The following is a 25,297-nucleotide window of genomic DNA, read 5'->3' on the forward strand; positions in this document are numbered from 1 at the left end:
AAATTCGGGGCGTTTTTTTATGCGTATTGGCCACGGCTATGATGTGCACCGTTTCGCTGAAGGCGATTTCATTACTCTGGGCGGCGTGCGAATCGCACACGGCTTCGGGCTGCTCGCTCACTCCGACGGTGACGTCCTGCTGCATGCCTTGAGCGATGCCTTGCTCGGCGCGGCGGCGCTGGGTGATATCGGCAAGCATTTCCCGGACACCGACCCGCAATTCAAGGGCGCCGACAGCCGTGTGCTGTTGCGTCATGTGGTCAGCCTGATTCACGCCAAAGGCTGGAAAGTCGGCAACGTCGACAACACCATCGTTGCCCAGGCTCCGAAAATGGCCCCCCATATCGAATCGATGCGCGCGCTGATTGCCGCGGATCTGCAAGTAGAACTGGATCAAGTGAACGTGAAAGCCACCACCACCGAGAAGCTCGGCTTCGTCGGTCGCGAAGAAGGCATCGCCGTGCATTCCGTTGCCTTGTTGCTGCGCGCATGAACGAACTGCAACTGCTCGGCCCGCGGGCCTATGGCGACGCGCTCGGCACCGCGGTACTGAAAGCCATCGCCGAAGACTTCCAGGTCGATGAAGTCCTCGACATTCCATTCAGCGGTGACGGTGAGCACCTGTGGATCTGGGTGGAAAAGCGCGGTCTGAACACCGAAGAAGCGGCGCGCCGCATCGCCAAGGCGGCCGGTGTGCCATTGCGCACGGTCAGCTATGCCGGCCTGAAAGACCGTCAGGCGCTGACGCGCCAGTGGTTCAGTGTGCAGCTGCCGGGCAAGGCCGATCCGGATCTGTCGGCAGCGGAAAACGATACGCTGAAAATCCTCAAGACCACCCGCCACAAGCGCAAGCTGCAACGCGGCGCGCATTCGGCCAACGGTTTCACCTTGCGCCTGACCCAGTTCAATGGCGACAAAGCCGCCATCGACGAGCGCCTGCAACAGATTGCCAAACAAGGCATCCCGAACTACTTCGGCGCCCAGCGTTTCGGTCATGACGGTGGCAACGTCGTCGATGCCCGTTCATGGGCGGCGCGCAAGGCTCTGCCGGAGCAGCGCAATGTACGTTCACGCCTGCTGTCGACCGCACGCAGTTTTCTGTTCAACCAGGTGCTGGCGGCACGTGTTGCCGATGGCACCTGGCAACGCGCCCAGGTCGGCGATCTGCTGGCGTTCACCGACAGCCGCAGCTTTTTCCCGGCAGGTGTTGCCGAGTGCAGCGACCCGCGCCTGGCGATTCTCGATCTGCATCCGACCGGGCCGCAGTGGGGTGAAGGTGACTCACCGGCCGCCGGCGCTGTCCATGATCTGGAGCAGGCAATCGCCGCACGCGAGGCGGATCTGCGCGATTGGTTGATTAATGCCGGTATGAGCCACGAACGTCGTATCCTGCGGCTGCCCATTGGCGGGTTGACGTGGCATTATCCCGAGCCTGACATTCTGCAACTGGAATTCGTCCTCCCGGCCGGATGCTTCGCCACCGTATTGGTGCGCGAACTCGTTGATCTGGTGCCGGTGGGGCAGACGGACAGCCCATGCGTATTCTGATTTCTAACGACGATGGGGTTACTGCGCCCGGTCTTGCCGCGCTTTATGCTGCGCTGGCGGATTACACCGAATGCGTGGTTATCGCCCCGGAACAGGACAAGAGCGGTGCCAGCAGTTCGCTGACACTGGATCGTCCGCTGCACCCGCAATACCTGGCCAACGGTTTCATCAGTCTCAATGGCACGCCGACCGACTGCGTGCACCTGGGGCTCAACGGTTTGCTGGAGCGCGAACCGGACATGGTGGTTTCGGGCATCAACCTCGGCGCCAACCTGGGCGACGACGTGTTGTATTCCGGGACAGTGGCGGCGGCCCTTGAAGGCCGCTTTCTCGAACGCCCATCGTTTGCCTTCTCGCTGGCTTCCCGGCAGGTGGACAATCTGCCCACCGCCGCCTACTTTGCGCGCAAACTGGTCGAAGCCCACGCCGGGCTCGATCTGCCACCGCGTACGGTACTGAATGTGAACATTCCCAATTTGCCGCTTGATCACATTCGCGGCATTCAGCTGACGCGCCTGGGGCATCGCGCCCGTGCGGCAGCGCCGATGAAAGTGGTCGATCCCCGTGGCAAGGCCGGTTACTGGATCGCCGCTGCCGGCGATGCAGAGGACGGCGGGCCGGGCACCGATTTCCATGCGGTGATGCAGGGCTACGTTTCCATCACTCCGTTGCAGCTCGATCGCACCTTCAATGATGCCTTCAGAAATCTCGACGGCTGGCTGGAGGGGCTCAACTGATGGCTCGTGAACAAGACGACCGGTTGCGCAGCGGCATCGGGATGACCTCCCAGCGCACCCGTGAACGCCTGATTCAGCGTCTGTATGAAGAAGGGCTGTCCAACGCGAACGTGCTGGAAGTGATCCGCCGCACGCCGCGTCATCTCTTCGTCGACGAAGCGCTGGCGCACCGGGCCTATGAAGACACCGCGCTGCCGATCGGCCACAACCAGACCATCTCCCAGCCTTATATGGTCGCGCGCATGAGCGAGTTGTTGCTCGAGGCGGGGCCGCTGGACAAGGTGCTGGAGATCGGCACCGGTTCCGGTTATCAGACCGCAGTGTTGTCGCAACTGGTCGAGCGGGTGTTTTCCGTCGAGCGGATCAAGGTGCTGCAGGACCGGGCCAAGGAACGCCTGGTCGAGCTCAACCTGCGCAACGTGGTGTTCCGCTGGGGTGATGGCTGGGAAGGCTGGCCGGCGCTGGCGCCTTACAACGGCATCATCGTCACGGCCGTGGCGACCGATGTTCCCCAGGCGCTGCTCGATCAGCTGGCACCGGGCGGGCGGATGGTCATCCCGGTCGGCTCAGGCGAAGTTCAGCAATTGATGTTGATCGTGCGCGAAGAAAACGGCTTCTCCCGACACGTTCTCGGGGCGGTGCGTTTCGTGCCATTGCTCAACGGGCCGCTGGCCTGAGCATTTGTTTTTCGGCGCTGAATTCCTTGCGAGTGCACCTGTCTTACAGCGGCACCGATTGTTTAAACGGAATTCATCGTTCATGAGCAAACGTGTGCGCCGAGCGATAACGCTTCATTAAAGGTAAAGCCGGATTCGCCCGTTATACTTGCGAAGCTACACGCCGAAATCGGCATTCCACATTTTTCAGCCACCACAAAGGGAGCGGCGGGTGAGTCTCACAGTCATTGCGCAGCGTATGGGTAACACGAGCTTTCAGCGCCTGGTGACTGGCCTTGTCTTGAGCACCTTGCTGGTCGGTTGCTCCAGCACCAAATCGAACAACGTTCGGGTCGTCGATCGCAACAATGCGGTCGCCCAACGTCCTACAGTGACGACCGGACAGTATGTAGTCCGTCCGGGTGACACGATGTTTTCCATCGCGTTTCGCTACGGCTGGGACTACAAAGCCCTCGCTGCCCGGAACAATATTCCTACGCCGTACACGATCCACCCGGGTCAGACGATTCGCTTCGATGGACGCCCGGGTTCAACGTCGACAGCGGTGGTGAGCAACAGCAGTTCTGCGCCGTCCTCGTCGAGTAAAACCACGATAATCCGGCGCCAGGCGAATGGCACGACGACCACCACAACCACCGGTTCCGGGGCCGCTTCGACGACGGTTGTACCGTCCGTCGCCAACAAGCCGGCACCGGCTCCATTGCCTCCACCGGGCCCGGCCCCGACCGGCTGGGGATGGCCATCTAATGGCATTCTGATTGGTAAATTCTCTTCAAACGGTAGTTTGAATAAAGGAATTGATATCGCCGGAGATTTGGGACAGCCTGTTTTAGCTGCGTCTGATGGGACGGTGGTTTACGCCGGGAGTGGCTTAAGGGGCTACGGCGAATTGGTCATCATCAAACACAGCGAAACCTACGTCAGTGCTTACGGACACAACCGTCGGCTGTTGGTACGGGAGGGGCAGCAGGTCAAAGTCGGACAGACAATTGCCGAAATGGGGTCAACGGGTACAGACCGGGTGAAACTGCATTTTGAGATTCGCCGACAAGGTAAACCTGTAGATCCGCTGCAGTTCCTGCCAAGACGTTGATTTGCAGACCAGCCTGTTCCGTCGCGTAGAGGGGACAGGCTCCAGCGTTGCCAAGGATAAAGGCGTCGCTTGAGCTTGGGGTCGAACTCACCAAAGGACTATAACAATGGCTCTCAGTAAAGAAGTGCCGGAGTTTGACATCGACGATGAGGTTCTCCTGATGGAGACCGGCATCGATTCGGATTCGATGTCGAATGATGAAGGGGCTGCTCCACCTTCCGTTCGTGCCAAATCCAAACACTCCGCTTCACTTAAGCAACACAAGTACATCGACTACACTCGGGCACTCGATGCCACGCAGCTGTACCTCAACGAAATCGGCTTTTCCCCATTGCTCTCCCCGGAGGAAGAAGTTCATTTTGCGCGTCTGTCGCAAAGTGGCGACCCCGCCGGGCGCAAGCGCATGATTGAAAGTAACCTGCGGCTGGTGGTCAAAATCGCCCGGCGTTACGTCAATCGGGGGCTGTCGCTGCTGGATCTGATCGAAGAGGGCAACCTCGGGCTGATCCGCGCGGTGGAAAAGTTCGATCCCGAGCGCGGCTTCCGCTTCTCGACCTACGCGACCTGGTGGATCCGTCAGACCATCGAGCGCGCGATCATGAATCAGACCCGGACCATCCGGCTGCCGATCCATGTGGTCAAGGAGCTCAACGTGTACCTGCGGGCTGCACGGGAGCTGACGCAAAAACTCGATCACGAACCTTCACCCGAAGAAATCGCCAACCTGCTGGAAAAACCGGTGGGCGAGGTCAAGCGCATGCTGGGCCTGAACGAGCGGGTTTCTTCGGTCGACGTCTCGCTGGGTCCGGATTCGGATAAAACCCTGCTGGATACCCTCACGGATGACCGTCCGACCGATCCATGCGAACTGCTGCAGGACGACGATCTGTCGCAGAGCATCGATCAATGGCTCTCGGAGCTGACCGACAAGCAACGCGAAGTGGTGGTCCGCCGCTTCGGCCTGCGCGGTCACGAGAGCAGCACGCTGGAAGATGTAGGCCTGGAGATCGGCCTGACCCGGGAACGGGTGAGACAGATCCAGGTGGAAGGCCTCAAGCGCCTGCGTGAGATTCTCGAGAAAAACGGCCTGTCGAGCGAGTCGCTGTTTCAGTAAGCGTCCTGCATGATCGCCCGCAAAAAGCCCCGACTGGTTCGGGGCTTTTTGTTGTCCGGCTCTGGCGGGCTGCATGGAACCTGACGACCGGTCGTCATTTCCCGGGTTTGTAGTCTCGCGGTGTAAGCCCTGGCTTACTCTTTCGTAAGTGTTCGTTATTTTTACACTGCGGAAGACATCCATTGGGTTATGAGGTCATTGATAAGCTTTTGATTTATATGAATATTTATAAATATTAAATGCTTATGACACGAGGTTTTACCGGAACGGACCGGTTGCCCGGACCGGGGAACTCTTTAGTATCTGGGTTGTGTCGACGGATAGACACGCCCTTCAAGGAGGAAGGGAATGGACATCGCAGGACGCGATTCATCAGGACGATGAAAAGGAACACAGGGAATAGGGAAAAAATGTGGGCGGGTCAAACCGCCCCTTTTTTTTGCTCGCAGAAATGCAAAAACCGGAAAAACAAAAAGGCCCGCAAGGGGCCTTTTCTTCAAACGCGGGACAGATCAGCGTTCGAGGTCTTTGATCTTGCCCTTGACGCCATCCCACTCTTCGGCGTCCGGCAGCGATTCTTTCTTCTCGGTGATGTTCGGCCAGATTTCGGCCAGCTCAACGTTCAGTTGAATGAACTCCTGCATTTCTTCCGGAACTTCGTCCTCGGAGAAAATGGCGACGGCCGGGCATTCCGGTTCGCACAGGGCGCAGTCGATGCACTCATCCGGGTGAATCACCAGGAAGTTCGGGCCTTCGTAAAAGCAGTCCACCGGACAGACTTCTACGCAGTCGGTGTACTTGCACTTGATGCAGTTGTCGGTGACGACGAAGGTCATTTCTAATTTTCTCCTCAGGCGGCGGCAGCGTTGCCCCTTCACGGTTGGGGTCGCCAGGTTCGGGAGCGATGTCTGCCAGCCAGGCTAATAGCCAGCAGCATCCCGAACCGCGCGAGATTCTAACAGCTTGAAGCCGTTTGCGTTATATCCGGTTCTTCGGTGCTTAGATCCGGTTCTTAAGTGCATATAACATTTCGAGTGCCCGACGCGGCGTCACGTCATCGAGATCCAGCTTGGCCAGTTCATCCAGTACCGGGTGCGGCAGGCTGGCGAACATGTCGCTTTGCTGCGGCGTGGCCGGTTTGCCTTTGACGGCAGGCTTCGGCGCCTCATGGGGCAGTGCGGTGTCTTCCAGTCGGCTCAGATGCTCGCGTGCGCGCACGATGACATCGCTCGGTACACCGGCCAGTTGCGCCACCGCCAGGCCATAGCTCTGGCTGGCCGGCCCCGGCAACACATGGTGCAGGAACACGATGCGTTCGTTGTGCTCGGTGGCGTTGAGGTGCACGTTGGCCACCAGAGGCTCGGCTTCCGGCAACACGGTCAGTTCGAAATAGTGCGTTGCAAATAGAGTATAGGCACGCAAATGTGCAAGTCGCTCAGCCGCTGCCCATGCCAGCGACAGACCGTCGAAAGTGCTGGTGCCACGACCGACTTCGTCCATCAACACCAGGCTGCGCTCGGTGGCGTTGTGCAGGATGTTGGCGGTTTCGCTCATTTCCACCATGAAGGTCGAGCGCCCGCCGGCCAGGTCATCGCTGGAGCCGATCCGGGTGAAAATCCGGTCCACCAGCGACAGTTCGCAGCTGGCCGCCGGCACGAAGCTACCGATGTGAGCCAGCAGCACGATCAATGCAGTCTGGCGCATATAGGTGGATTTACCGCCCATGTTCGGACCGGTAATCACCAGCATCCGAGTGTTGTCGTCCAGGCTCAGATCGTTGGCCACGAACGGCGTGGTCAGCACTTGCTCGACCACCGGGTGACGACCCTGGGTAATGCGCATGCACGGTTCGCTGACGAAGGTCGGGCAATTCAGATCGAGATTCAGAGCACGCTCGGCGAGGTTGCTCAGCACGTCCAGCTCGGCCAGGGCGCCAGCAGTGTCCTGCAGTGGCGGCAACTGGCTGATCAGGTCTTCCAGCAGCGCTTCGTAAAGCATCTTCTCGCGAGCCAGGGCACGGCTCTTGGCCGACAGTGCCTTGTCTTCGAATTCTTTCAGTTCAGGCGTGATGAAGCGCTCGGCACCCTTGAGGGTCTGCCGACGGATGTAGTCTGCCGGTGCCGATTCGGCCTGCTTGCTCGGCAATTCGATGAAGTAGCCGTGGATACGGTTGTAGCCGACTTTCAGGTTGGCCAGGCCGGTACGGGCCTTTTCCCGGGCTTCCAGGTCGATCAGGAACTGACCGGCGTTTTCGCTCAGCGATTGCAGCTCGTCGAGCTCGCTGTCGTAGCCGGTTTTCAGTACGCCACCGTCACGGATCACTGCCGGCGGGTTGTCGATAATGGCTTTTTCCAGCAGCGCCGCCAGTTCCGGATAAGTGCTGGTGGTGGTCGCCAGACGTTGCAGATGCGGCGCTTCCAGGTCGGTCATCGCCACTTGCAGTGCAGGCAGGGCGCCGAGTGCGTCACGCAGGCGGGCGAGGTCCCGAGGACGGGCATTGCGCAGACCGATTCGCGCCAGAATCCGCTCGATGTCGCCGATTTCCTTGAGCTGCGGTTGCAGGCTTTCAAAGCGATAGCGATCGAGCAGGCAAGTGATCGAACTCTGGCGAGCCAGCAGCACAGTCAGATCGCGCAGCGGGCGGTTCAGCCAGCGGGTCAGCAAGCGGCTGCCCATGGCGGTCTGGCAACGGTCGACCACCGATTGCAGGGTGTTGTCGCGGCCGCCGGCCAGGTTGGTGTCGAGTTCCAGGTTGCGGCGGCTGGCGCCGTCCAGCACCACGGTATCGTCCAGCCGCTCGTGACGCAGGCTGCGCAGATGGGGCAGGGCCGTGCGCTGGGTTTCCTTGGCGTACGCCAGCAGACAACCGGCAGCGCCGATGGCCAGGGTCAGGGTTTCGCAGCCGAAGCCTTTGAGGTCCTGAGTGGAAAACTGCTGGCAAAGACTTTTCAGTGCCGAGTCACGCTCGAAATCCCACGGCGCACGGCGACGAACGCCACGGCGTTTTTCCGCCGGCAGGTCCTTTGGCCAGTCATCCGGGATCAGCAGCTCGACCGGGTTGACCCGCTCCAGCTCCGCCAACAGGTTTTCCCAGCCCTTGATCTCCAGCACGGTGAAGTTGCCGCTGGTGATATCCAGCACCGCCAGACCGAACAGACGCTCATCACCCAGTACCGCCGCAATCAGGTTGTCGCGACGCTCATCCAGCAATGCCTCATCGCTGACTGTGCCCGGGGTGATGATCCGCACCACCTGACGCTCCACCGGGCCCTTGCTGGTGGCCGGATCGCCGACCTGTTCGCAGATCACGACCGACTCGCCGAGCTTGACCAGTTTCGCCAGATAGCCTTCCGCCGCGTGATACGGAATCCCGCACATCGGAATCGCCTGCCCCGCCGACTGCCCGCGAGCGGTCAGGGTGATGTCCAGCAACTTGGCTGCCTTCTTCGCGTCTTCGTAGAAGATCTCGTAGAAGTCGCCCATGCGGTAGAACATCAGCTGGTCCGGGTGCTGATTCTTCAGGCGCCAGTACTGCTGCATCATCGGGGTGTGGGAGGACAGGTCGGAGACGGCTTTATTCATCGGATTGTCAGGTAACTCGTTGGAAGATGTGGGGCAAAAGCGGGGCAGTCGCCGGGCTTTTCCGCGATGGGCGCAAGGTTACCATGGGCAGTCTGTCGGACGCAGGCATCGCGGCCCGGTGACATCTATATGGCGCAAAAAGGTCGACTATGCACGATTTATGCAAATCAGCATTTGTCTTCCCGAAAAACTTCAAGCACTATGCGCGTTATGCAAAAACGCAACGTATCCTCCGTCTTAAGAGCACTGCTCGATCAGCACGGGATCTCCCCCACGGAGCTCCACCGTCGCACCGGCGTGCCTCAATCCACTCTCTCGCGGATTCTCAGCGGGAAGATCGTCGATCCTTCGGATAAACACATCTCGAAGATCGCCGAGTACTTCGCCGTGAGTACCGATCAGTTGCGCGGGCGCGCGGATGTTGCGCCGGTCGCGGGCGGCGGGCGCGAGGAGTTGCATTCCGAACTCAAGGACATAAGCCTGTGGGACGATGACACGCCCGTCGATGACGACGAGGTGTCGGTGCCCTTCCTTCGCGAGGTTGAATTGGCTGCTGGATCAGGAAGATTCGTCATCGAAGAGAGCGAACGCTCTAGCCTGCGCTTCGGCAAGCGCAGCCTGCGCCATAACGGCGTGCAGTTCGACCAGGCCAAATGCGTGACCGTACGGGGCAACAGCATGTTGCCAGTGCTGCGTGACGGCGCCACCGTCGGTGTGAACGCGGGCAAGTGCGGGATCGGCGACATCATCGATGGCGACCTTTACGCGATCAACCACAACGGTCAGTTGCGGGTGAAACAGCTCTATCGCCTGCCCACCGGTATCCGCCTGCGCAGCTTCAATCGCGACGAGCATCCGGACGAGGACTACAGCTTCCAGGACATGCAGGAAGAGCAGATCGTCATCCTCGGTCACGTCTTCTGGTGGGGCATGTACGCCCGGTAACGATCCCTCTCTCAGATAAAACCCGCCCACGGCGGGTTTTTTTTTCGCCTGTAGAAAACCGGACAACCCTTGATTGGCGGGGCTTTCATGCATCCGCGCATTTTTCGTGCATAAATAAATGCATTTACGCATTGACTGGATATGCATACATGCATATTCTTGCCACCAAGCCGCTCGACAAAGCGGCTGGCAACAACAGCTCTTTAGTTCCACAAGAACAGGCAGCGATGAACCGGCCTCAACGGTTCAGAGGGTTGGCAACTGACCCGGGTGTGCAGCGTAAAGCACCAGAAGCAGTTATCCGGCGGGCAGGGACCGCGGTCGGAAAAACAATTTGAACGGACTCGTACCGCGCCAGTAGCGCCGAAAAGTCAGCTTCCTTCACGTACACAGGGATGGAAGGAAGGCAAAGGAGTGCATTACTGAAAAGCCCGGCGTTTTGCCGGGCTTTTTGGAATGCCTGTCTGGGCAGAAAGAGAAAGGCCGGAATGCCGGCAATCAAAAAGGATGATGACCATGAAGAAGTACGTACGTGTTGTGGATGGCAAGGTCGACAACATTTTCGAAACCAACAATCCGATCACTGACGATTTCCCGGCGACTCAGGTCTGGGTGGATGTCACTGCATTGCCCAAGATCGATTATTCCTGGAACGCAGTGAAAACCAACGGCGTCTGGACCTTCACCGACAGCGACATGTGGGGCCAGCCATCGCAGTTGTCCAATCAACTGCGCGCCGAGCGATCGCGCCGGTTTGATCGAGTCAACGCCACTCTGCTGGCTACCGCGCTGGAACAAAAGGTTGAACTGGGTCTGGCGACTCCAGCCGACATCGCGGGGTTGCAGGCCTACAAGCAGTTTTTCATCGATATGAGCAACGTCAACAAACAGCCAGGCTACCCGCTGACAATCACTTGGCCTGAAGTTCCATAAACACCGTTTCATGCCGCTGCACGCAGACCGCATGACTCAATGGCCCGGCGCACTGCCGGGCTTTCTGATTGCCGGTCTGGCGGGAACAGAAATGCCGGGAACCGGCAATCAAAAAGGATGATAAGCATGAATCGATACGTCTTCATCACGATGCCCAATTTCAAGGTTTATCGGGTGCTTGATACCGACGAAGGAAAGCCGGTCAGTCTTCCTGACGGATTGTGGGGGGAATGGGTGGATGCCACTGGAAACGCGGAAGTTGCGGTGGGGTGGAATGCCAGATTGGTCAACAATCAATGGGAGTTGCATGCACCCACCTATGAAGAGGTGGCCAGTGAAGTCAAGTTCCTCGCGACTGAGAAGCTATCAACTGCCAAAGGCTGGCTGACGTTCAATCCGCTGGATTACAAGAAGGATCTGGGGATCGCAACGCCAGAGGAAGAAGCGGCATTACTGGCATTCAAGCAATACGTAGTCGCCGTGTGCGAATACAGGAGTCAGCCGGGTTACCCGTTCACCATGATCTGGCCGACAGAGCCTTTTTCGCTGGTTTGATTCGACGATCCGATTGTTCTGGTTTGTATTACTGAAAAGCCCGGCCTCAGTGCCGGGCTTTTTGGAATGCCTGCCGGATGCGCGCCGCTTCAACGAAGCGCCACGGCATAAACACAGTCAGGCGGAGAATCAAAAGGATTTGCAGATGTTGAAAGACTGCCGCTGCGGCCATTGCAAAAGACTGCTCGCCCGAGTGGGTGAGTACACCGAACTCCAGATCAAATGTTCCCGCTGCGGAACATTGAATCATGTGAAGGCCACGAGCCCCGAGCGATCGCCTGTGAGCGACATGCGTGCTGCGTTGTCAGCACAACCTGATCAATCTCCTCATAGGTAAAGACATGAACATTCTGAAGAAATACGTTGCTCCGTTTCTCGCGGTAGCGCTGCTGGGCAATGGCGGCAGCGCAATTGCCGCCAACCTTCTGGTAAACGGCAGTTTTGAACAATCGACATGCGGTGGTGGCTGCATTCTGGACACCCCGGCAAAAACCAATGCCATTACGGGCTGGACGACGTTCCTGTCCGGTGCCGAATACTTCAACATGCCCAATGCCATCGGCGGCTCTGTGGCAGCAGATGGCGTAATGATCGTTGATCTCGCCAACTATGTTTACGGCAACGGTGGCGGGATTCAGCAGAATTTCGCCACTACCCCGGGCGCCCGATACCGATTGACCTTCAGCGCGGGTAACTCGCGTTACGCCAGCCGCTCGGGAGACGGTGTCATTCAGGTGAAAGTGGCCGGGCAAACCGCTACGTTCAACACACCGACAGCCAAAGGCGTCGCGGTCGAGTGGAGCACCGTCACTTACGAGTTCACCGCGATAACCACGCAGACAACTCTGGCGTTTTCCAACGAGCAGAACCCATACGCCAACTATGCCTTTATCGACAACGTCATTGTTGAGCGCCTGTAACGCCCTGCGCAGAGTAGCTGCGGTTACTACCCGTGTGAAAGACAGCACCGCTTCGGTGCTGTCTTTCACACGCCCCTTTATTTCATCAACGCTTTCAGGAGGCGTGACATGACAACCGAGCAACAAGCGTTGGCGGACATGCCGATCTGGCTGGTCATCCTGCTCGCCGTGGCGGGCGGGGTCTCCGGCGAAATGTGGCGCGCCGACAAGGACGGCGCCCGCGGCTGGCCGCTGCTTCGACGGCTGGCCCTGCGCTCCGGCGCCTGCATGATCTGCGGAGTGTCGGCAATCATGCTGCTGTACGCCGCCGGCATGTCGATCTGGGCTGCCGGGGCATTCGGTTGCCTGACCGCCATGGCCGGCGCCGACGTGGCCATCGGTCTGTATGAACGCTGGGCCGCCAAGCGCATTGGCGTCTGCGAAGTTCCGCCACCGCGCGATCCACAGTAACCCATCCCTTTCTAGCCTCGCTGCACGCTGTGCGGCGGGATTTTGCGTGGACAATCGAAAAGGAGGTCATGCATGCCCGCAACGATCCGGCAGCCTTCGCAGCTGTTCACGGCGATGGCGACAGCCTTGCGCAACAACGCCGACCTGAACGTGCAGGTCGGCAATCACGATGACTTCACGGCACCCGGCGACAAGGCCTGGGTGTTGATCGACATCGAACGCAATGCACCAGGAGCGCGCGCTGCCAACGGGCGAATTGCCCATGTGCTGACGCTGTCGCTGCAGGTCATTCCGGCGCTTTCCTCCACGGCGTTTGCCGCGTGTGACTTGATCGCCGCCCTGAAAAACCTGATCACCGACAACCGCTGGGGCCTGCCCGGCGATCAGTGCGATCTGCCGATGAACCTCGATGGCTTGCCGTCGCTGGCGATTCGCGCCGATCAGCCCAACAAGGCGTGGACCCTGACATTCAACCAGACCCTCTACCTCGGTCCGACCTTGCTCGACGACCCGCTCGGCACACCGAAATTCGCCCGTACCTCGGAAGTCAGCGACATCGACGACCCAGATCAATACACCTCGCTGGAGGCCTGACCGATGTTCGACGCGTTACTGCGTATGCAACTGGGCCCGATCATTGAGCGCCTGGCCGAGATGGAAGCAGAGATCGAAGACCTGCACCGACGCGCCGAAAGCTTTTGCCGCATCGGCATTTGTCAGGAAGTCGATGCGGCGAGCAATACCTGCAAGGTCAGTCACGGAGGATTGCTCACCCCGGCCATCAAGTTCTTCAACCCGAGCGCCGGCGCGCAGAGCGAGTCGCGGATTCCCAGCGTGGGTGAACAGTGTCTGCTGCTCAACTACGGCAGCGGAGAGAGTGGCGCACAAAGCGTGGCGTTGTTTGGCTTGAACAGTGACCGCTTTCCACCCGTTGCAACCATTCCCACGCTGACGCGACGGGTGCATGTCGATGGCAGCGAAAGCGGCTACGACGACGCCACGCACACCCTGCACTGGCAAAACGGCCCGGCCGCATTCAGCGGCTCTCGCGAAGCGCTTGAACTGAGCATCGGCCCGGCGCGGCTGGCGATGACGCCGCAAGCGATCAACCTGCAACTGGGCGCCACCGGCCTGACCATCGACGCCTCGGGCGTGCACTTCAGCGGCCCGTTGGTGGATCACCAGGGTCGCGTCATCAGCCCCTGAATCAAGAGCCTCCCATGATCGGAATCGATAGAGACACCGGGGCCACGGTCGACGACTGGCTGCAATTCGTGCAGCGCGCGACACGAGCCCTGACCACGCCGCTGGGCACCCGGCAAAAAAGGCCCCTGTATGGTTCGTTGATCCCCACGCTGCTGGGGCAAAACCTCGGCGATGACGTTCTGCTTCTGGCCCAGAGCCACGCCGCGCAGGCGTTCTACAACCCGCAGAACGGCATCGGCGATTTCCAGCCCGGCGTGATCGTCGCCACCCGACAGGGCGCCGGCCTGCTGCTGCGTTTCGCCGGCACCTGGAAAAACCGCCAACAGACTTTCGAGGTCGTGACATGAGCATGTTGATCCCTGGTCAGAACCAACTGGCCGAACCTTCACTGATCAAGGTCGAGGCCTTCGAGGATCTGCTCGCCGAGTTCAAGACTTTCGTCCTGGAATACGTCGGATCCCGCTCGCCGCAGAGTGCTGCAAAACTCAAGACCAGCCTGGAAAACGAGAGTGAACTGCTGACCATGGCCCTTGAGGCTTTCTGCGTTCGTCTGCAAACCCACGAACGCAAATACAACGCCCGCATCAAGCAGATGCTGGCGTGGTGGGCGACCGGCAGCAACCTTGATGCGCGGCTGGCTGACATGGGCCTGGAGCGACAGCTGCTCGACCCGGGCGACCCGGCGGCATTCCCGCCGGTGCCGGCGATTTACGAAAGCGACGATGACGCCCGGTTGCGCTACTACCTGGCGCCCCATGCCCCGGCGGCGGGTTCGCGAATGCAGTATCGCCGCGAAGTCTTCACCCTCGGTGAACGGCCGGCGGTGAAAGTCGAATCCACCGATGCCGGCGTCGTCGACGTCACCTACACCTTCGCCCCGGATGGTCTCGCCGCACAGGTCAAGGATGGCAATGGCCGCCGCACCGCACCCGGTGAAGTGCAGGTGACTGTGCTGTCCCGCGACGCCGACGGCACACCGTCCGCCGCACTGCTCGACGGCGTGCGCCAACACTTCGCCCGGCCCGATGTCTGCCCGGAAACCGACAAGGTCACGGTCAAGGGCGCCGAGATTCAGCGCTACAAGATCCGCGTGGTGGCGAAGATCAATTCCGGCCCGGATTCGGGCCTGACCAAAGTCGCCGCCGAGCAGCATCTGCAAGCCTACGCCGACAGTTGCCATCGTCTGGAAGGCCGGGTCGACCCGAGCTGGATCGACTACACGCTGCACAGCGCCGGCGCCGTTCAGTTGCAGATTCTTGAACCGCTGACACCCATCGTGTGCACCGCGTTTCAAGCGCCGTACTGCACGGCGGTCGAGGTCGAGGTGCAGACGCTATGACGGACCAGACAGCGCGTCCGACCCTGCTGCCGGCCAACAGCTCGGCACTGGAACGGGCGCTCGATATCGGCTTCGGCACCTTGCTTGACCGCATCGTGCCGCCGTTTCCCGAATTGATGAACCCGAGCGAAACACCGGTCGCGTTCCTGCCGTATCTCGCAGCGGATCGCGGCGTGGCCGAATGGAGCACCGACGCACCGGAGGCGGAAAAGCGCCTGACTGTCGAACTGGCCTGGCCCACTGCGCGCCAGGCCGGCACCCGCAAGGCACTGGAAAACGCCGCCAAGGGGTTGCAACTGAGGCCGGAAATCCGCGCCTGGTACGAACAGACACCGCCGGGCGTGCCATACAACTTTTCCGTGCGGGCCTTCACCGAACAACCCTACAGCGAAGAAATCGACGCCCGTCTCGACCGACGCCTGGCCGATGCCAAGAGCGAACGGGACGTGCTGTCGGTGTCGGTCGGCCTCAGCGCCTTTGGCTCTCATGTGATCGGAGCCGCGACTTTCTGCGGGGAATTGACCACGGTTTATCCGGTGTTCCTCGAAGGCCTTGAAACCTCCGGTGAAGCCTTCATGGCGGCCGGTCTCTACACCGTCGAAACATCCACTATTTATCCTCAGGGGGCCTGAATGGCTGACTATTACACCCTGCTCACCAACGCAGGGATTGCCTACGAAACCGCCTGCAAGGCAGCGGGCGTGCCGATCAAGCTGACGCAGATTTCTGTCGGCGATGGCGGTGGCGCGGTCTACAACCCGGCCGCAACAGCCACCGCGCTGAAACGCGAAGTCTGGCGCGGACCGCTCAATGCGCTGTTCCAGGACGAGAAAAATCCGAGCTGGCTGCTCGCCGAAGTGACCATTCCGCCGGACGTCGGCGGCTGGTACGTGCGGGAAGCCGGGCTGTGGACCGACACCGGCATTCTCTACGCTATCGTCAAATACCCGGAGTCGTTCAAGCCGGTTCTGGCTACGTCCGGCTCGGGCAAAGAGTTCTACATCCGCTCGATTTTCGAGACCAGCAATGCCTCGCTGGTGACGCTGCTGATCGATGACACTGTGGTCAAGGCCACCCGCGCCTGGGTCATGAGTTACCTCGCCGAAGAACTTGGCAAACTCGATGGCAAACAATCGGTGCGCGTCGCCGCCACCGCCAACGTGGTGCTGAACGGTGCGCAGCAGATCGACGGTGTGGCGGTGATTGCCGGCGACCGCGTGTTGCTGCCGAATCAGACTCTGGCCAAGGACAACGGTCTGTGGATCGTCGCCAACGGTGACTGGACTCGGGCCAACGATGCCAACGTCAGCGCCAAGGTCACACCGGGCCTGACGGTGATGGTGGAAGAGGGCACGCTCAACGGCGATTCGTTGTGGCACCTGACCACCAACGCACCGATCACGCTCGGCACCACTGCGCTGACATTCAAGATGCTGGCCGGGCGCACCGGGATTGCTGCCGGCACCTACAAAAGTCTGAGCGTCGACGAATACGGCCGCGCGACGGCCGGCTCGAATCCCGACACGCTGGCCGGTTTCGGCATCAAGGACTCCTACACCAAGGCTGAAGTCGAAGCGCTGATTGCCAAGGCCTCGGCGTTGCCGGTGGGATCGATTGTGGCGTTCCCTGTCGATACACCGCCGCCGGGTTTTCTGGAGCTGGACAACAGCGTCAGGAGCAGCGCGACTTACCCGGACTTGAGCGCCTATCTGGGCGGCAAGTTCAACAAGGGGGATGAGGGCGTTGGTAACTTCCGTTTGCCGGAAGCGCGTGGGGAGTTTTTGCGCGGTTGGGATCATGGGCGGGGGGTGGATGCCGGGCGTGCATCTGGCAGTTTTCAGTCAGACAGCCTCAAGGCTCACTACCATTTCCTTCCGACTGGCTCGGGAGGCGGGCAGGTCGCTGATCCGAATGGAGAGACGCCAACCGTTGTATTGAAAGATACGGCCGCTGATTGGGTTTTGCGCACGGAAGGTGACAATCCTGACCTGAGTATCGGTCGTGTAAGAACCTATAATTTCGGCGCCGCTACAGAAACCCGTCCCCGCAACATCGCCGTCATGTGGTGCATCAAAGCCTGGAACGCCCCGGTCAATCAGGGAAACATCGACGTAGCGGCACTGGTCAAGGAAGTTTCCCGGTTGGGATCTGCCGTTCCGGTGGGCGCTGTCATGGCATTCCCGACAGGGATCGTGCCGCCCGGTTTTCTTGAGCTGGATGGCAGCGTGCAGAGCACTGCGACTTATCCGGATCTGGCGACTTACCTGGGAACAACATTCAACAAGGGCGATGAAGGAGTTGGTAACTTTCGGTTGCCGGAATCGCGTGGTGAGTTCCTGCGTGGCTGGGATCATGGTCGTGGTGTGGATAGCGGGCGAAATTTTGGCACGTATCAGGCTGACGATTTCAAGGCGCACAATCATCCGCCGGCAAATAATCGTCCGGGCTTCATGACTAATGAGTTTCCAACGGTTCAGGCATATCACGCAGCCGCTTCGGGGGGACCTCAATCCTACTCGGGTGAAGGGCAACAGATTGCTACGACGGGTAACCGGGGAGGCACGGAAACCCGCCCCCGCAACCTCGCCGTCATGTGGTGCATCAAGGCCTGGAACGCGCCGATCAATCAGGGAAGCATCGATGTAGCTGCACTGGCGAAGGAAGTCTCGCAACTGAAATCGTCTGTTCCGGTAGGTGCTGTTCTGTCGTTTCCAACGGGTATCGTTCCTGCCGGTTATCTGGAACTGGATGGCAGTGTGCAGAGCATTGCGGTCTATCCGGATCTGGCGGCTTATCTCGGTACAACGTTCAACAAGGGTGATGAAGGTGCCGGGAATTTCCGCTTGCCGGAATCACGCGGCGAATTCTTGCGAGGTTGGGATCATGGTCGCGGTGTTGACGCTGGCCGGACAATCGGTAGCTGGCAAAAAGCGACGTTGGTTGCACACGATGCGGTGACCTCGACAGCGCAGGCTATCCAGGCCGCCGCCTCATCGTGGAAACTCAATCCAGACAGTAGCGGGAAGTCTCACCCGGTACTCGGAGGCGACGTTGCCTTTGCAGCCGACTATCCTGCCGCATTTTTATCTTCTGGCGAACTCACTTCCCCTGTTTCGCTGAATCAGGCGGCGCTGTTTACCGAAGGCCATTTGGTTGGCACCCGCCCGCGCAACCTGGCGGTGATGTGGTGCATCAAAGCCTGGAACGCGCCTGTCAATCAGGGAAGCATCGATATCGCTGCACTTGCAGCGGCTGTTCAAACAACCTCCAGCAATGGTCCGATTGTAGGAAGTCTGCGGGGTGACAAGATGCAGATCACGGTCGCGTCGTCCTCCGGAGCGATCAAGGTAGCCGGGGTGGTTGTCGGCAATTCCAACGGCAAGACTCGTACGCTGCGAAACTTCAGCCAGTTGATCGATCTGGCTTCGGCAACCAAAGGCCTTGGTGCCATGGATGTCGGATCTGCACCAGTCAATGGCTACGTGGCGCTTTATGCGTTCTATAACCCTGACACGGAGGCTCAGGGCGTGATGGCGTGGAACTGCACGTCGGCTGTGGCGCCTGTTATGTACGGTGGATCGGCTCCACCAGCGGGTTACACCTACTCGGCGCTGATCGGGGTGTGGCCAACGAACGCCAGCGGCCAATTTCCGAATGGTTATCAGGAAAACCGAATGTTCTTCGGTAATAGCAAGGAAGCGTTGTCGACACAGGGCGGCAGGTCCAGCTATACGCCGTTCTCGGTGGCTTCCGCTGTTCCGATGAATGCAAAGCAGTGTCAAGGCTTCATTGGGCTTTCCAACGCCTCGGCTGGTGTCAATACCTATGCAGCCTTGGGCGGCGAAAATGGTGTGGGCAACGTACAGTTCGCTTGCAATCCCTCTGGCGCTGCAAACGGTGGCCCTCAAAGTCCTTTTCCGCTTCTGCCGCTGACGAGTCCTCAGACGCTGTATCACACCCTGTCGGCGTCTGCGGGTATCGCAACCTTTAGCATCAACATCACGGCATACAAATTTTAAGGGTAACCCATGAGCATCTATGTCCAATTTACGGACGAGCACCAGCTTGCCGTGACGGCGGTTTTTGCAGAGCCGCAAGATGAGGTGTATTGGCCAAACCAGGGCGTCGTTACGGATGACGATGAGCGCTATCTGGCCTACATCGCTTCAAAAACCGGAAATACCCCGGTCTCAAAAGAAGACGTCATCGCTGCCGAGCGATTCCGCCGGGAAGCCTCTGGCGTGTCGGTCGGCGAACTGCTGATCGAGACAACCCGCGACAGCCAGGCGCTGATCGCAAGCACCGGGCTTTCAGCCATTCTCGATCCCGAATACCGCTGCAATTTCAAAACGGCGAAGGGGTTCGTCGAGATTGGCGCTGCGCAAATCATCGAAATTGCGAAAGCCGTGCGGGCGCACGTACAGGCTTGCTTTGACCGCGAACTGACGTTGTTACGCGCAATCGAGACCGGCGAATACCGCGACGAAATGCTTGCCGAAGGCTGGCCGGATTCATTGTCGCCCGATACCGCAAATCTCAAATAAACGCCCCGCATCCCGGGGCGTTTTCTTTCCCCCAAAAAACACTCAACACCCGCCAAGCCCTCCCCACGAGGGGCTTTCCCGTTTATGGAGAAACGAAAAATGGCAACCCGCCAAACCTACACCGTGCTCGTTCCATTCCCCACCGGCGGTGGGCACTGGTCGAGCGTCGGCCAGGAACTCGATCTGCTCGATGTCGAGGCCAGTGCCCTGCACAGCGCCGGTCGACTGGAGCTGAAAACACCTACCACCAAGGCCGTGAAGGCCGCTGCCAAGAAGGCTGACTGAATATGGCTGAGGTTCTGAACTTCGAGCACAACGGCATTACCGTCAATGCCACCGAATCCCCCGAGGCCATGGGTGGCCTGGGTGACAACGTCATCGGTCTGGTCGGTACTGCGCCGAAAGCCGATCCGCTGATTCCGCGCAACGCACCGTTTCGCATCAACAGCTTCACCACCCACGCACTGCTCGATCCGACCGGTGCGGAAGAGGGCACCCTGTACCACGCCGTTTACCAGATCCTCAAAGTGGTCAAGGTGCCGGTGTACGTGGTGATTGTCGAAGCGGGCGCGACCCCGGCCGACACCGTCAACGCAGTGATCGGCGGCATTGAGCCAGCCACCGGCCGCAAGCTCGGTCTGGCCGCACTGGGCAGCGTCCCGGAAGACCTGACCATCATCGGCGCGCCGGGCTTCACCGGCACCAAGGCGGTGGCCAGCGAGTTCGCCTCGTTCGGCAAGCGCATCAAGGCCCGCGTGGTGCTGGACGGCAAGGACGCCTCGGTCGCCGACCAGGTGACCTACAGCCAGGAACTGGGCGGCGCCGACCTCGGTTTCGACCGTTGCCTGGTGGTGCACAACATGCCCGCCGTGTACTCGAAAGCGGCGAAGAAAAACGTCTTCCTCGCGCCATCCAGTCTGGCAATCGCCGCGCTGGCCAAGGTCAAGCAATGGGAAAGCCCGGGCAACCAGGTGACCTACGCCGAAGACGTGTCCCGGGTCGTTGAGTACAACATCCTCGACACCTCCACCGAAGGCGATCTGCTCAACCGCTACGGCGTCAGCTACTACGCCCGCACCGTGCTGGGCGGCTTCTCGCTGCTGGGTAACCGCTCGATCACCGGCAAGTTCATCAGCTACGTCGGTCTGGAGGACGCCATCAGCCGCAAGCTGGTGAAGGCCGGCCAGAAAGCCATGGCCAAGAACCTGACCAAGTCGTTCATGGATCAGGAAGTCAAACGCATCAACGACTGGCTGCAGACCCTGGTCGCCGACGAAACCATTCCCGGTGGCAGCGTTTATCTGCACCCGGAACTCAACAGCGTCGAGAAGTACAAGAACGGCACCTGGTACGTGGTCATCGACTACGGCCGCTACGCGCCGAACGAACACATGGTTTATCAACTCAACGCCCGCGATGAAATCATCGAGCAGTTCCTGGAGGACGTTCTCTAATGTTTACCAACCGCGTAAGACAGGCCATCGCGGCCACCCTGCAAGGCCTGCCGCTGTCGGCGACCGTGGAGGAATTCACTCCGCCGAAAATCGATTTCGATATGGAAAGCATGACGGGCGGGCGCTTCATCGTCGAAGAAATGGCCAAGAGCGCCAAGCCGCTGAACGCCACGCTCAAGCTGCAAGGCACCGGCGCTGAAGTGCTGCTGGCGATGGGCGTGAAACTGGGCGACGACATTCTGCTGAACGTGCGTGAGGCCGGTCAGGATCAGGACGGCAACACCTGGTTCACCTATCACACCATTGGCGGCAAGCTCAAAACCCTGAGTGAAGAAGCAATCAAGATGGGTAGCAAAGCCCTGACGACGCTTGAGTTCTCCTGCCGCACCTACAACCGCCTGGAAAACGGCATTCCGGTGATCGACATCGACGTGCGTACCCAGAAGTTCGTGCTCAGCGGCGTCGACATCCTCGGTGATGCCCGTCGTGCGGTGCTGATGCCGTAAGCCTCGGCTAAAGGCAATCACAAAACCCTGTGGGAGCGGCGGTGCGCCGCTTCCACAAGGGACTGCAACACCCCTCAAGAATCACCAAGGAATTCATTCATGTCGTGGATGCCACCCAAGCATGACCTGCTCTCGCCGATCACCGGCGACGACGGCTCGCAGATCGAATCGATCCAGCTCAAGACCCTGTTCTACGCCGCCCAGAAAGAAGCGCTGGAGCGCGCCGGCGACGACGAAGACGATCAGTTCTTCGAACTGGCGCTGCTGGCCACCGGCTTGTCGGTCAAGGAACTCGACCAGCTCAAGCGCCCGGACTACGTGACCATCGCGCAGTACGTACACGAGATGTCGACCCGTCCGGCGTCGTACTTTCTCGACGAGGTCGAAGACGCGGAAAAGTCCGACGATCCCGACCAGGTGCAGCTGCTGCAACCACTCGCCGTCACCGGCCGCACCGTGACCTCGCTGAACCTGGAAATGCCGGCGCTGCGGGCCACCAAAGTGATGAAGAAACTGAAAACGGCCAAGGAACGCGCCGAGTTCATCACCGCCCATTGCACCGGCCTGATGATCCCCGATCTGGCCCTGATGAGCGTCCCGGACTGGACGCAATTGCAGGTGCGCATCGACGATTTTTTAAACCAGCCGGCGGCCTTCTTTCAGAACGCGACATCGAAGTAATCCTCGATATCGTGCCGCTCATTTACCCGGTAAGTGAGGCGGAAATTCTGGAGTGGGACGCCGAAAAGGCGTTGCGCCGCTACGACATAGCGATCACTCGCCTTGGCGTGAAAAAGGAGTAGAGCGGCATGGCAGACGGTAGCTATTCGCTGACATTCACCGAGGTCGACCAACAAGCCCAGGCGTTGAATACGGCCAGTAAAATGGCCAGCCTGATGTCTCCCGCATCGAGCATGCAGGGCGCCGATTCAGCATCGGCCAATATTGTGTCGGACTTGAGTCTTTCAGGTGCCTTCGCAGGCCTGGGTCTGGCACTGGCGGATTCCACCGCCGAGCTTCGCCGATTGACGAGCGAACAGGTTCAACTCAGAGATGTGTTGAGCACGATCCACGGTGTGCTGGTATCGCAACGCTCATTGCAACAAGCCATGAATGATCGACAGGCGCAGCCCGGCCCTGTTGCCGGTACAGGGGCTGGAGTGCCTTCAGCGAAACCTGACAAGGATCCGCTGAAGGATCTTCGGCCCGCCATCAACTTTGATACCGCGATGGCAAAACTGGAAACGGTCGTCGGGTTCAAAGGCGATGAACGTCGAACATTTGGCATTGCGCTGGAGCAAATGGCCACCGAGTCGAAGGTGGCTGCCGGTGGCAGCACCATGCTTGATCTTGCAGGTGTCGGTTACACCGCTGTCAAAGCCGGGGTCGGCAATGATCATGTAAATGACAAAGGCGAACTGGATAACGGCGCCAGACAAAAAGATGTGCTGGAGTTCACCCGAGACACGGGTGTCACAGCGACAGCGTTTGGAATGAAGGCTGCAGATACGGCGGATCTATTGATCGGCTGGCGCACTTCGATGAGTCTCAATCGCGCGCAAACCCTCGATCTCGCTGATGCAACCAGCCTGCTCGGAAGCCGGTTGAGTGCCTCGGAGGCTGACATCGGCTCGATTCTCAGCAACTACGGTGCTTCTGCAAAAGGTGCCGGGATGACTCCCGAGCAGGCAGCGGCGTTTTCTGCGGCGTTGCTCAATGCGGGTGTCAACCGGGCGGATGCCGGTGTGGCCTTCGAGAAAATCTCCACGACGCTGGCGCTGGGAGACAAAGCTTCGCCCAGTCAACGAGCTGCAATCGTTGACCTGAAGCTGAACCCTCAAGCGCTTGCCGGGCAGATGAAAGTGGATGCCCCGGGCGCCATTCTCAAAGTGCTGGAGGCGTTGAAGAAACAATCGCCTGATCGGCAGTCCGAGTTGGCCATGACGCTATTTTCGGTCGACCAGCCCGTGATCAAAATGCTGCAGAACACCGGGGATGTGAAACGCTCCTTCGATCTGGTGGCTGATAAAAAACAGTACGCCAGTTCCGAGCTTGGCGAAGGCGCCAGTGCGGTCAATGAGACTGCCCGTATTCAATCGCAGACATCGCAAGCGCACATCAACGGCTTCAATGCGCAAAAGGATCGCCTCTATACCTCCGCAGGCGATACGGTGTTGCCATCCTTCAATGCTGTTGCCGACACCGCAGCCAAGGCAGCCGGTGGTTTGAGCGGGCTGGCGGAACAGTATCCAACACTCACGGCGGCGCTGGTCCTGAGTATTGCCGGGATCAGGTCCATTGCACCGCTGGGCAAGATGTACGCAGGCGCTGCGGGTTGGGTGAAGGATACCGTTGGCACGCTACAGGGGGCGTACGGCAAAGCGGTCAGCGTAGCCGGCAGCATCCGAACGGGAGCCGGCACCCTGGCCGGCAGTATTCGAACGGGAGTCGGCACCCTGGCCACCAGGACCGAGCCGCTGAGAGCAGCGGCTGCCAACCGGATCGGTTACATGAGATCCGCTGCCGGCCGCAGCATGATCAGTCGAGGTGCCCGATTCGGTCGGATCGCAGGTCCCCTGGCCATGCCGCTGACGATGCTCGAGGCCGGTATGAAAGTCGTCGAAGGCGTGGCCGAGAACGATACAAAAAAAGTCGCCGGAGGCGTAGGCATGGCGGCGGGAGGCCTGGCTGGCGGATATGCCGGCGCAAGCATCGGCGCCACGATCGGTACCTTCATCCTTCCCGGCGTCGGTACGTTGATTGGCGGTGCCCTGGGCGGTGCCATCGGGAGTTTTTACGGCAGTCAGGAAGGGGAGGCTCTGGGTGAAAAGCTTGCGACACCGGCCCCTGACAAGTTGGCACCACCTGCGGAAGTCAGCGCAGGCCTGAGCACTGTGCAAGCACAAAATCAATCCAGCGCGAATGTCACCTACGCCCCGGCGTTCCACTTCAGCGGCGGCGATCTGGCCAGCGTTGAAAAGGTGAGTGCCATGGTCGCGCAGGTCATGCAGACGCACTTCACCTCTGACTTCACGCCGTTGATGAGTGCCAATCCCCTCGGCACACGCCGTGATGCAGCCCTGACTGATGGAGTCGCCTGATGAAACAACAAATGGCACTGGGCAGTTTCATCTTTGGCCTGTCCCGCGGTTTTGCCTACAACAGTTTTCTGCGCAAGTCCGACGGCGGCTGGACGGAACTGCAGATTCTCACCAGTAAACCCAAGTCCCACCAGACGGGGCAAAAGCCCGAAACCCTGACCATCACCGGCAAATCAATGTACGCGGTGGCCATGGATCGGCTGGATGAGCTGCGGGCGCTGCAAGCCCTTCGCGTACCGCTGCCGCTGATTGATGGTATCGGCCGAAACTGGGGCCTGTGGCGAATCACCACGGTTCAGGAAACCCAGACCTGCATCATTGATGATGGTACGGCGATGGTGGTCGACTGGACCCTTGAGTTGGCGGAGTTCAACAATGCGTAAGGTACGAAGCGTGGCCGGCGATTCGGTGAATCTGTTGCTGTACCGCGAAACCGGTCGCAGCGATGACTCCGCCGAAGACGCCCTGTGGCAGCTCAACCCGACGCTGGCCGAACACGGCCCCGTCTTGCCTGCGGGCATCTGGGTGGTGCTGCCGGAACTCGACTCGAAGCCGGCGGCGATCAAGCCGGTTTCAGCCTGGGATTAAGGAGG

30 protein-coding genes are annotated in these 25,297 nt (G+C 59.7%); 27 read left to right on the forward strand and 3 right to left on the reverse strand.

All coding sequences use genetic code 11. The features are described from left to right. Positions 1 to 19 precede the first annotated feature (19 nt). The 6 genes from ispF (at position 20) to rpoS (ending at position 5,169) form a co-directional block, all read left to right on the forward strand. Positions 20 to 493 (forward strand): 2-C-methyl-D-erythritol 2,4-cyclodiphosphate synthase, encoded by a 474-nt coding sequence (gene ispF / locus IF189_RS05895; RefSeq protein WP_007954821.1) that lies wholly within the window; start codon positions 20 to 22, stop codon positions 491 to 493. Continuing rightward, positions 490 to 1,548: a tRNA pseudouridine(13) synthase TruD gene (gene truD / locus IF189_RS05900; RefSeq protein WP_134825650.1), complete on the forward strand. Its 1,059-nt coding sequence runs from the start codon at positions 490 to 492 to the stop codon at positions 1,546 to 1,548. Before ispF ends, truD begins: the two co-directional genes overlap by 4 nt. Beyond that, the gene (gene surE, locus IF189_RS05905; protein WP_134825651.1) at positions 1,536 to 2,285 is read left to right on the forward strand and encodes a 5'/3'-nucleotidase SurE; all 750 of its coding nucleotides are present in this window, start codon (positions 1,536 to 1,538) and stop codon (positions 2,283 to 2,285) included. Before truD ends, surE begins: the two co-directional genes overlap by 13 nt. Before the next feature lie 41 nt (positions 2,286 to 2,326). Then, entirely contained in the window at positions 2,327 to 2,962 is a 636-nt protein-coding gene (locus IF189_RS05910; protein ID WP_169432601.1) for a protein-L-isoaspartate(D-aspartate) O-methyltransferase, read from the forward strand. Between the two features lie 211 nt (positions 2,963 to 3,173). Next, positions 3,174 to 4,055 carry a peptidoglycan DD-metalloendopeptidase family protein gene (locus IF189_RS05915; protein WP_134825652.1) on the forward strand — a complete coding sequence of 294 codons (882 nt, stop codon included), beginning with the start codon at positions 3,174 to 3,176 and terminating at the stop codon, positions 4,053 to 4,055. A 106-nt stretch (positions 4,056 to 4,161) separates the two neighbouring features. After that, positions 4,162 to 5,169 carry an RNA polymerase sigma factor RpoS gene (gene rpoS, locus IF189_RS05920; RefSeq protein ID WP_007954831.1) on the forward strand — a complete coding sequence of 336 codons (1,008 nt, stop codon included), beginning with the start codon at positions 4,162 to 4,164 and terminating at the stop codon, positions 5,167 to 5,169. Between the two features lie 512 nt (positions 5,170 to 5,681). Here the strand turns inward: rpoS and fdxA are convergent. Then, entirely contained in the window at positions 5,682 to 6,005 is a 324-nt protein-coding gene (fdxA, locus tag IF189_RS05925; RefSeq protein ID WP_007908827.1) for a ferredoxin FdxA, read from the reverse strand. A gap of 163 nt (positions 6,006 to 6,168) precedes the next feature. After that, on the reverse strand, positions 6,169 to 8,751 hold the full coding sequence (gene mutS, locus IF189_RS05930) for a DNA mismatch repair protein MutS (protein ID WP_134825653.1): 2,583 nt from the start codon (positions 8,749 to 8,751) through the stop codon (positions 6,169 to 6,171). A 210-nt stretch (positions 8,752 to 8,961) separates the two neighbouring features. Between mutS and IF189_RS05935 the strand changes: the two genes are divergently transcribed. From IF189_RS05935 to IF189_RS05950, 4 genes are all read left to right on the forward strand, one after another. Further along, positions 8,962 to 9,696 carry a helix-turn-helix transcriptional regulator gene (locus tag IF189_RS05935; RefSeq protein ID WP_085712860.1) on the forward strand — a complete coding sequence of 245 codons (735 nt, stop codon included), beginning with the start codon at positions 8,962 to 8,964 and terminating at the stop codon, positions 9,694 to 9,696. 149 nt (positions 9,697 to 9,845) lie between these two features. Next, the gene (locus IF189_RS05940; RefSeq protein ID WP_134825654.1) at positions 9,846 to 10,034 is read left to right on the forward strand and encodes a hypothetical protein; all 189 of its coding nucleotides are present in this window, start codon (positions 9,846 to 9,848) and stop codon (positions 10,032 to 10,034) included. 178 nt (positions 10,035 to 10,212) lie between these two features. Beyond that, on the forward strand, positions 10,213 to 10,629 hold the full coding sequence (locus tag IF189_RS05945) for a tail fiber assembly protein (RefSeq protein WP_134825655.1): 417 nt from the start codon (positions 10,213 to 10,215) through the stop codon (positions 10,627 to 10,629). Positions 10,630 to 10,755: 126 nt separating this feature from the next. After that, the gene (locus tag IF189_RS05950; protein ID WP_167748726.1) at positions 10,756 to 11,184 is read left to right on the forward strand and encodes a tail fiber assembly protein; all 429 of its coding nucleotides are present in this window, start codon (positions 10,756 to 10,758) and stop codon (positions 11,182 to 11,184) included. A 46-nt stretch (positions 11,185 to 11,230) separates the two neighbouring features. Here the strand turns inward: IF189_RS05950 and IF189_RS28820 are convergent, their stop codons facing one another. After that, a complete protein-coding gene (locus IF189_RS28820) occupies positions 11,231 to 11,434 on the reverse strand; it encodes a hypothetical protein (RefSeq protein ID WP_225739987.1) in 204 nt (67 codons plus the stop codon). Here IF189_RS28820 and IF189_RS05955 point away from each other — a divergent pair. The 17 genes from IF189_RS05955 (at position 11,378) to IF189_RS06035 (ending at position 25,292) form a co-directional block, all read left to right on the forward strand. Then, positions 11,378 to 11,521 (forward strand): Com family DNA-binding transcriptional regulator, encoded by a 144-nt coding sequence (locus tag IF189_RS05955; protein WP_240789119.1) that lies wholly within the window; start codon positions 11,378 to 11,380, stop codon positions 11,519 to 11,521. The two genes, IF189_RS28820 and IF189_RS05955, sit on opposite strands and share 57 nt — an antisense overlap. Before the next feature lie 4 nt (positions 11,522 to 11,525). Next, entirely contained in the window at positions 11,526 to 12,104 is a 579-nt protein-coding gene (locus tag IF189_RS05960; RefSeq protein WP_192552972.1) for a DUF642 domain-containing protein, read from the forward strand. Between the two features lie 108 nt (positions 12,105 to 12,212). Continuing rightward, a complete protein-coding gene (locus IF189_RS05965) occupies positions 12,213 to 12,554 on the forward strand; it encodes a phage holin family protein (RefSeq protein WP_134825658.1) in 342 nt (113 codons plus the stop codon). A 72-nt stretch (positions 12,555 to 12,626) separates the two neighbouring features. Then, on the forward strand, positions 12,627 to 13,148 hold the full coding sequence (locus IF189_RS05970; protein WP_192552973.1) for a hypothetical protein: 522 nt from the start codon (positions 12,627 to 12,629) through the stop codon (positions 13,146 to 13,148). A gap of 3 nt (positions 13,149 to 13,151) precedes the next feature. Next, on the forward strand, positions 13,152 to 13,760 hold the full coding sequence (locus IF189_RS05975; protein WP_192552974.1) for a phage baseplate assembly protein V: 609 nt from the start codon (positions 13,152 to 13,154) through the stop codon (positions 13,758 to 13,760). Between the two features lie 14 nt (positions 13,761 to 13,774). Further along, positions 13,775 to 14,107 (forward strand): phage baseplate protein, encoded by a 333-nt coding sequence (locus IF189_RS05980; RefSeq protein WP_085712866.1) that lies wholly within the window; start codon positions 13,775 to 13,777, stop codon positions 14,105 to 14,107. After that, positions 14,104 to 15,099 carry a baseplate J/gp47 family protein gene (locus tag IF189_RS05985; RefSeq protein ID WP_192552975.1) on the forward strand — a complete coding sequence of 332 codons (996 nt, stop codon included), beginning with the start codon at positions 14,104 to 14,106 and terminating at the stop codon, positions 15,097 to 15,099. Before IF189_RS05980 ends, IF189_RS05985 begins: the two co-directional genes overlap by 4 nt. Next, complete coding sequence (locus IF189_RS05990; RefSeq protein WP_134825662.1) at positions 15,096 to 15,731, forward strand: phage tail protein I; 636 nt, start codon at positions 15,096 to 15,098, stop codon at positions 15,729 to 15,731. The genes IF189_RS05985 and IF189_RS05990 overlap by 4 nt, the downstream gene beginning before the upstream one ends. Beyond that, the gene (locus tag IF189_RS28825) at positions 15,732 to 19,118 is read left to right on the forward strand and encodes a phage tail protein (RefSeq protein WP_225739948.1); all 3,387 of its coding nucleotides are present in this window, start codon (positions 15,732 to 15,734) and stop codon (positions 19,116 to 19,118) included. 9 nt (positions 19,119 to 19,127) lie between these two features. Next, positions 19,128 to 19,643 carry a DUF4376 domain-containing protein gene (locus tag IF189_RS06000; RefSeq protein ID WP_134825663.1) on the forward strand — a complete coding sequence of 172 codons (516 nt, stop codon included), beginning with the start codon at positions 19,128 to 19,130 and terminating at the stop codon, positions 19,641 to 19,643. A gap of 99 nt (positions 19,644 to 19,742) precedes the next feature. After that, the gene (locus IF189_RS06005) at positions 19,743 to 19,928 is read left to right on the forward strand and encodes a hypothetical protein (RefSeq protein WP_039771239.1); all 186 of its coding nucleotides are present in this window, start codon (positions 19,743 to 19,745) and stop codon (positions 19,926 to 19,928) included. 2 nt (positions 19,929 to 19,930) lie between these two features. Then, complete coding sequence (locus IF189_RS06010) at positions 19,931 to 21,097, forward strand: phage tail protein (protein WP_134825664.1); 1,167 nt, start codon at positions 19,931 to 19,933, stop codon at positions 21,095 to 21,097. Beyond that, positions 21,097 to 21,603 (forward strand): phage major tail tube protein, encoded by a 507-nt coding sequence (locus tag IF189_RS06015; protein ID WP_192552976.1) that lies wholly within the window; start codon positions 21,097 to 21,099, stop codon positions 21,601 to 21,603. The genes IF189_RS06010 and IF189_RS06015 overlap by 1 nt, the downstream gene beginning before the upstream one ends. A gap of 99 nt (positions 21,604 to 21,702) precedes the next feature. Then, the gene (locus IF189_RS06020) at positions 21,703 to 22,284 is read left to right on the forward strand and encodes a phage tail assembly protein (RefSeq protein WP_192552977.1); all 582 of its coding nucleotides are present in this window, start codon (positions 21,703 to 21,705) and stop codon (positions 22,282 to 22,284) included. A gap of 128 nt (positions 22,285 to 22,412) precedes the next feature. After that, positions 22,413 to 24,704 (forward strand): phage tail tape measure protein, encoded by a 2,292-nt coding sequence (locus IF189_RS06025; RefSeq protein ID WP_192552978.1) that lies wholly within the window; start codon positions 22,413 to 22,415, stop codon positions 24,702 to 24,704. Further along, positions 24,704 to 25,087, forward strand: a complete 384-nt coding sequence (locus IF189_RS06030) for a phage tail protein (RefSeq protein WP_134825668.1) — start codon at positions 24,704 to 24,706, stop codon at positions 25,085 to 25,087. The genes IF189_RS06025 and IF189_RS06030 overlap by 1 nt, the downstream gene beginning before the upstream one ends. After that, the gene (locus IF189_RS06035; RefSeq protein ID WP_134825669.1) at positions 25,080 to 25,292 is read left to right on the forward strand and encodes a tail protein X; all 213 of its coding nucleotides are present in this window, start codon (positions 25,080 to 25,082) and stop codon (positions 25,290 to 25,292) included. The genes IF189_RS06030 and IF189_RS06035 overlap by 8 nt, the downstream gene beginning before the upstream one ends. Positions 25,293 to 25,297 lie beyond the last annotated feature (5 nt).

Origin of the sequence: Pseudomonas sp. IzPS59 (genome assembly GCF_014863505.1) — a bacterium.
Lineage (GTDB): Bacteria > Pseudomonadota > Gammaproteobacteria > Pseudomonadales > Pseudomonadaceae > Aquipseudomonas > Aquipseudomonas kribbensis.

What these genes read in the sequence shown, in the direction of transcription:
- IF189_RS05975 (WP_192552974.1), top strand. Translation starts at nt 13,152, where the DNA reads ATGTTCGACGCGTTACTGCGTATGCAACTGGGCCCGATCATTGAGCGC.
- ispF (WP_007954821.1), top strand. Translation starts at nt 20, where the DNA reads ATGCGTATTGGCCACGGCTATGATGTGCACCGTTTCGCTGAAGGCGAT.
- IF189_RS06035 (WP_134825669.1), top strand. Translation starts at nt 25,080, where the DNA reads ATGCGTAAGGTACGAAGCGTGGCCGGCGATTCGGTGAATCTGTTGCTG.
- IF189_RS06000 (WP_134825663.1), top strand. Translation starts at nt 19,128, where the DNA reads ATGAGCATCTATGTCCAATTTACGGACGAGCACCAGCTTGCCGTGACG.
- IF189_RS28825 (WP_225739948.1), top strand. Translation starts at nt 15,732, where the DNA reads ATGGCTGACTATTACACCCTGCTCACCAACGCAGGGATTGCCTACGAA.
- surE (WP_134825651.1), top strand. Translation starts at nt 1,536, where the DNA reads ATGCGTATTCTGATTTCTAACGACGATGGGGTTACTGCGCCCGGTCTT.
- IF189_RS06030 (WP_134825668.1), top strand. Translation starts at nt 24,704, where the DNA reads ATGAAACAACAAATGGCACTGGGCAGTTTCATCTTTGGCCTGTCCCGC.
- fdxA (WP_007908827.1), bottom strand. Translation starts at nt 6,005, where the DNA reads ATGACCTTCGTCGTCACCGACAACTGCATCAAGTGCAAGTACACCGAC.
- IF189_RS05950 (WP_167748726.1), top strand. Translation starts at nt 10,756, where the DNA reads ATGAATCGATACGTCTTCATCACGATGCCCAATTTCAAGGTTTATCGG.
- IF189_RS05945 (WP_134825655.1), top strand. Translation starts at nt 10,213, where the DNA reads ATGAAGAAGTACGTACGTGTTGTGGATGGCAAGGTCGACAACATTTTC.
- IF189_RS06015 (WP_192552976.1), top strand. Translation starts at nt 21,097, where the DNA reads ATGTTTACCAACCGCGTAAGACAGGCCATCGCGGCCACCCTGCAAGGC.
- IF189_RS06025 (WP_192552978.1), top strand. Translation starts at nt 22,413, where the DNA reads ATGGCAGACGGTAGCTATTCGCTGACATTCACCGAGGTCGACCAACAA.
- truD (WP_134825650.1), top strand. Translation starts at nt 490, where the DNA reads ATGAACGAACTGCAACTGCTCGGCCCGCGGGCCTATGGCGACGCGCTC.
- IF189_RS06020 (WP_192552977.1), top strand. Translation starts at nt 21,703, where the DNA reads ATGTCGTGGATGCCACCCAAGCATGACCTGCTCTCGCCGATCACCGGC.
- mutS (WP_134825653.1), bottom strand. Translation starts at nt 8,751, where the DNA reads ATGAATAAAGCCGTCTCCGACCTGTCCTCCCACACCCCGATGATGCAG.
- IF189_RS28820 (WP_225739987.1), bottom strand. Translation starts at nt 11,434, where the DNA reads ATGATTCAATGTTCCGCAGCGGGAACATTTGATCTGGAGTTCGGTGTA.
- IF189_RS05965 (WP_134825658.1), top strand. Translation starts at nt 12,213, where the DNA reads ATGACAACCGAGCAACAAGCGTTGGCGGACATGCCGATCTGGCTGGTC.
- IF189_RS05980 (WP_085712866.1), top strand. Translation starts at nt 13,775, where the DNA reads ATGATCGGAATCGATAGAGACACCGGGGCCACGGTCGACGACTGGCTG.
- IF189_RS05960 (WP_192552972.1), top strand. Translation starts at nt 11,526, where the DNA reads ATGAACATTCTGAAGAAATACGTTGCTCCGTTTCTCGCGGTAGCGCTG.
- IF189_RS06010 (WP_134825664.1), top strand. Translation starts at nt 19,931, where the DNA reads ATGGCTGAGGTTCTGAACTTCGAGCACAACGGCATTACCGTCAATGCC.
- IF189_RS05970 (WP_192552973.1), top strand. Translation starts at nt 12,627, where the DNA reads ATGCCCGCAACGATCCGGCAGCCTTCGCAGCTGTTCACGGCGATGGCG.
- IF189_RS05990 (WP_134825662.1), top strand. Translation starts at nt 15,096, where the DNA reads ATGACGGACCAGACAGCGCGTCCGACCCTGCTGCCGGCCAACAGCTCG.
- IF189_RS05940 (WP_134825654.1), top strand. Translation starts at nt 9,846, where the DNA reads ATGCATATTCTTGCCACCAAGCCGCTCGACAAAGCGGCTGGCAACAAC.
- rpoS (WP_007954831.1), top strand. Translation starts at nt 4,162, where the DNA reads ATGGCTCTCAGTAAAGAAGTGCCGGAGTTTGACATCGACGATGAGGTT.
- IF189_RS05910 (WP_169432601.1), top strand. Translation starts at nt 2,327, where the DNA reads ATGACCTCCCAGCGCACCCGTGAACGCCTGATTCAGCGTCTGTATGAA.
- IF189_RS06005 (WP_039771239.1), top strand. Translation starts at nt 19,743, where the DNA reads ATGGCAACCCGCCAAACCTACACCGTGCTCGTTCCATTCCCCACCGGC.
- IF189_RS05935 (WP_085712860.1), top strand. Translation starts at nt 8,962, where the DNA reads ATGCAAAAACGCAACGTATCCTCCGTCTTAAGAGCACTGCTCGATCAG.
- IF189_RS05985 (WP_192552975.1), top strand. Translation starts at nt 14,104, where the DNA reads ATGAGCATGTTGATCCCTGGTCAGAACCAACTGGCCGAACCTTCACTG.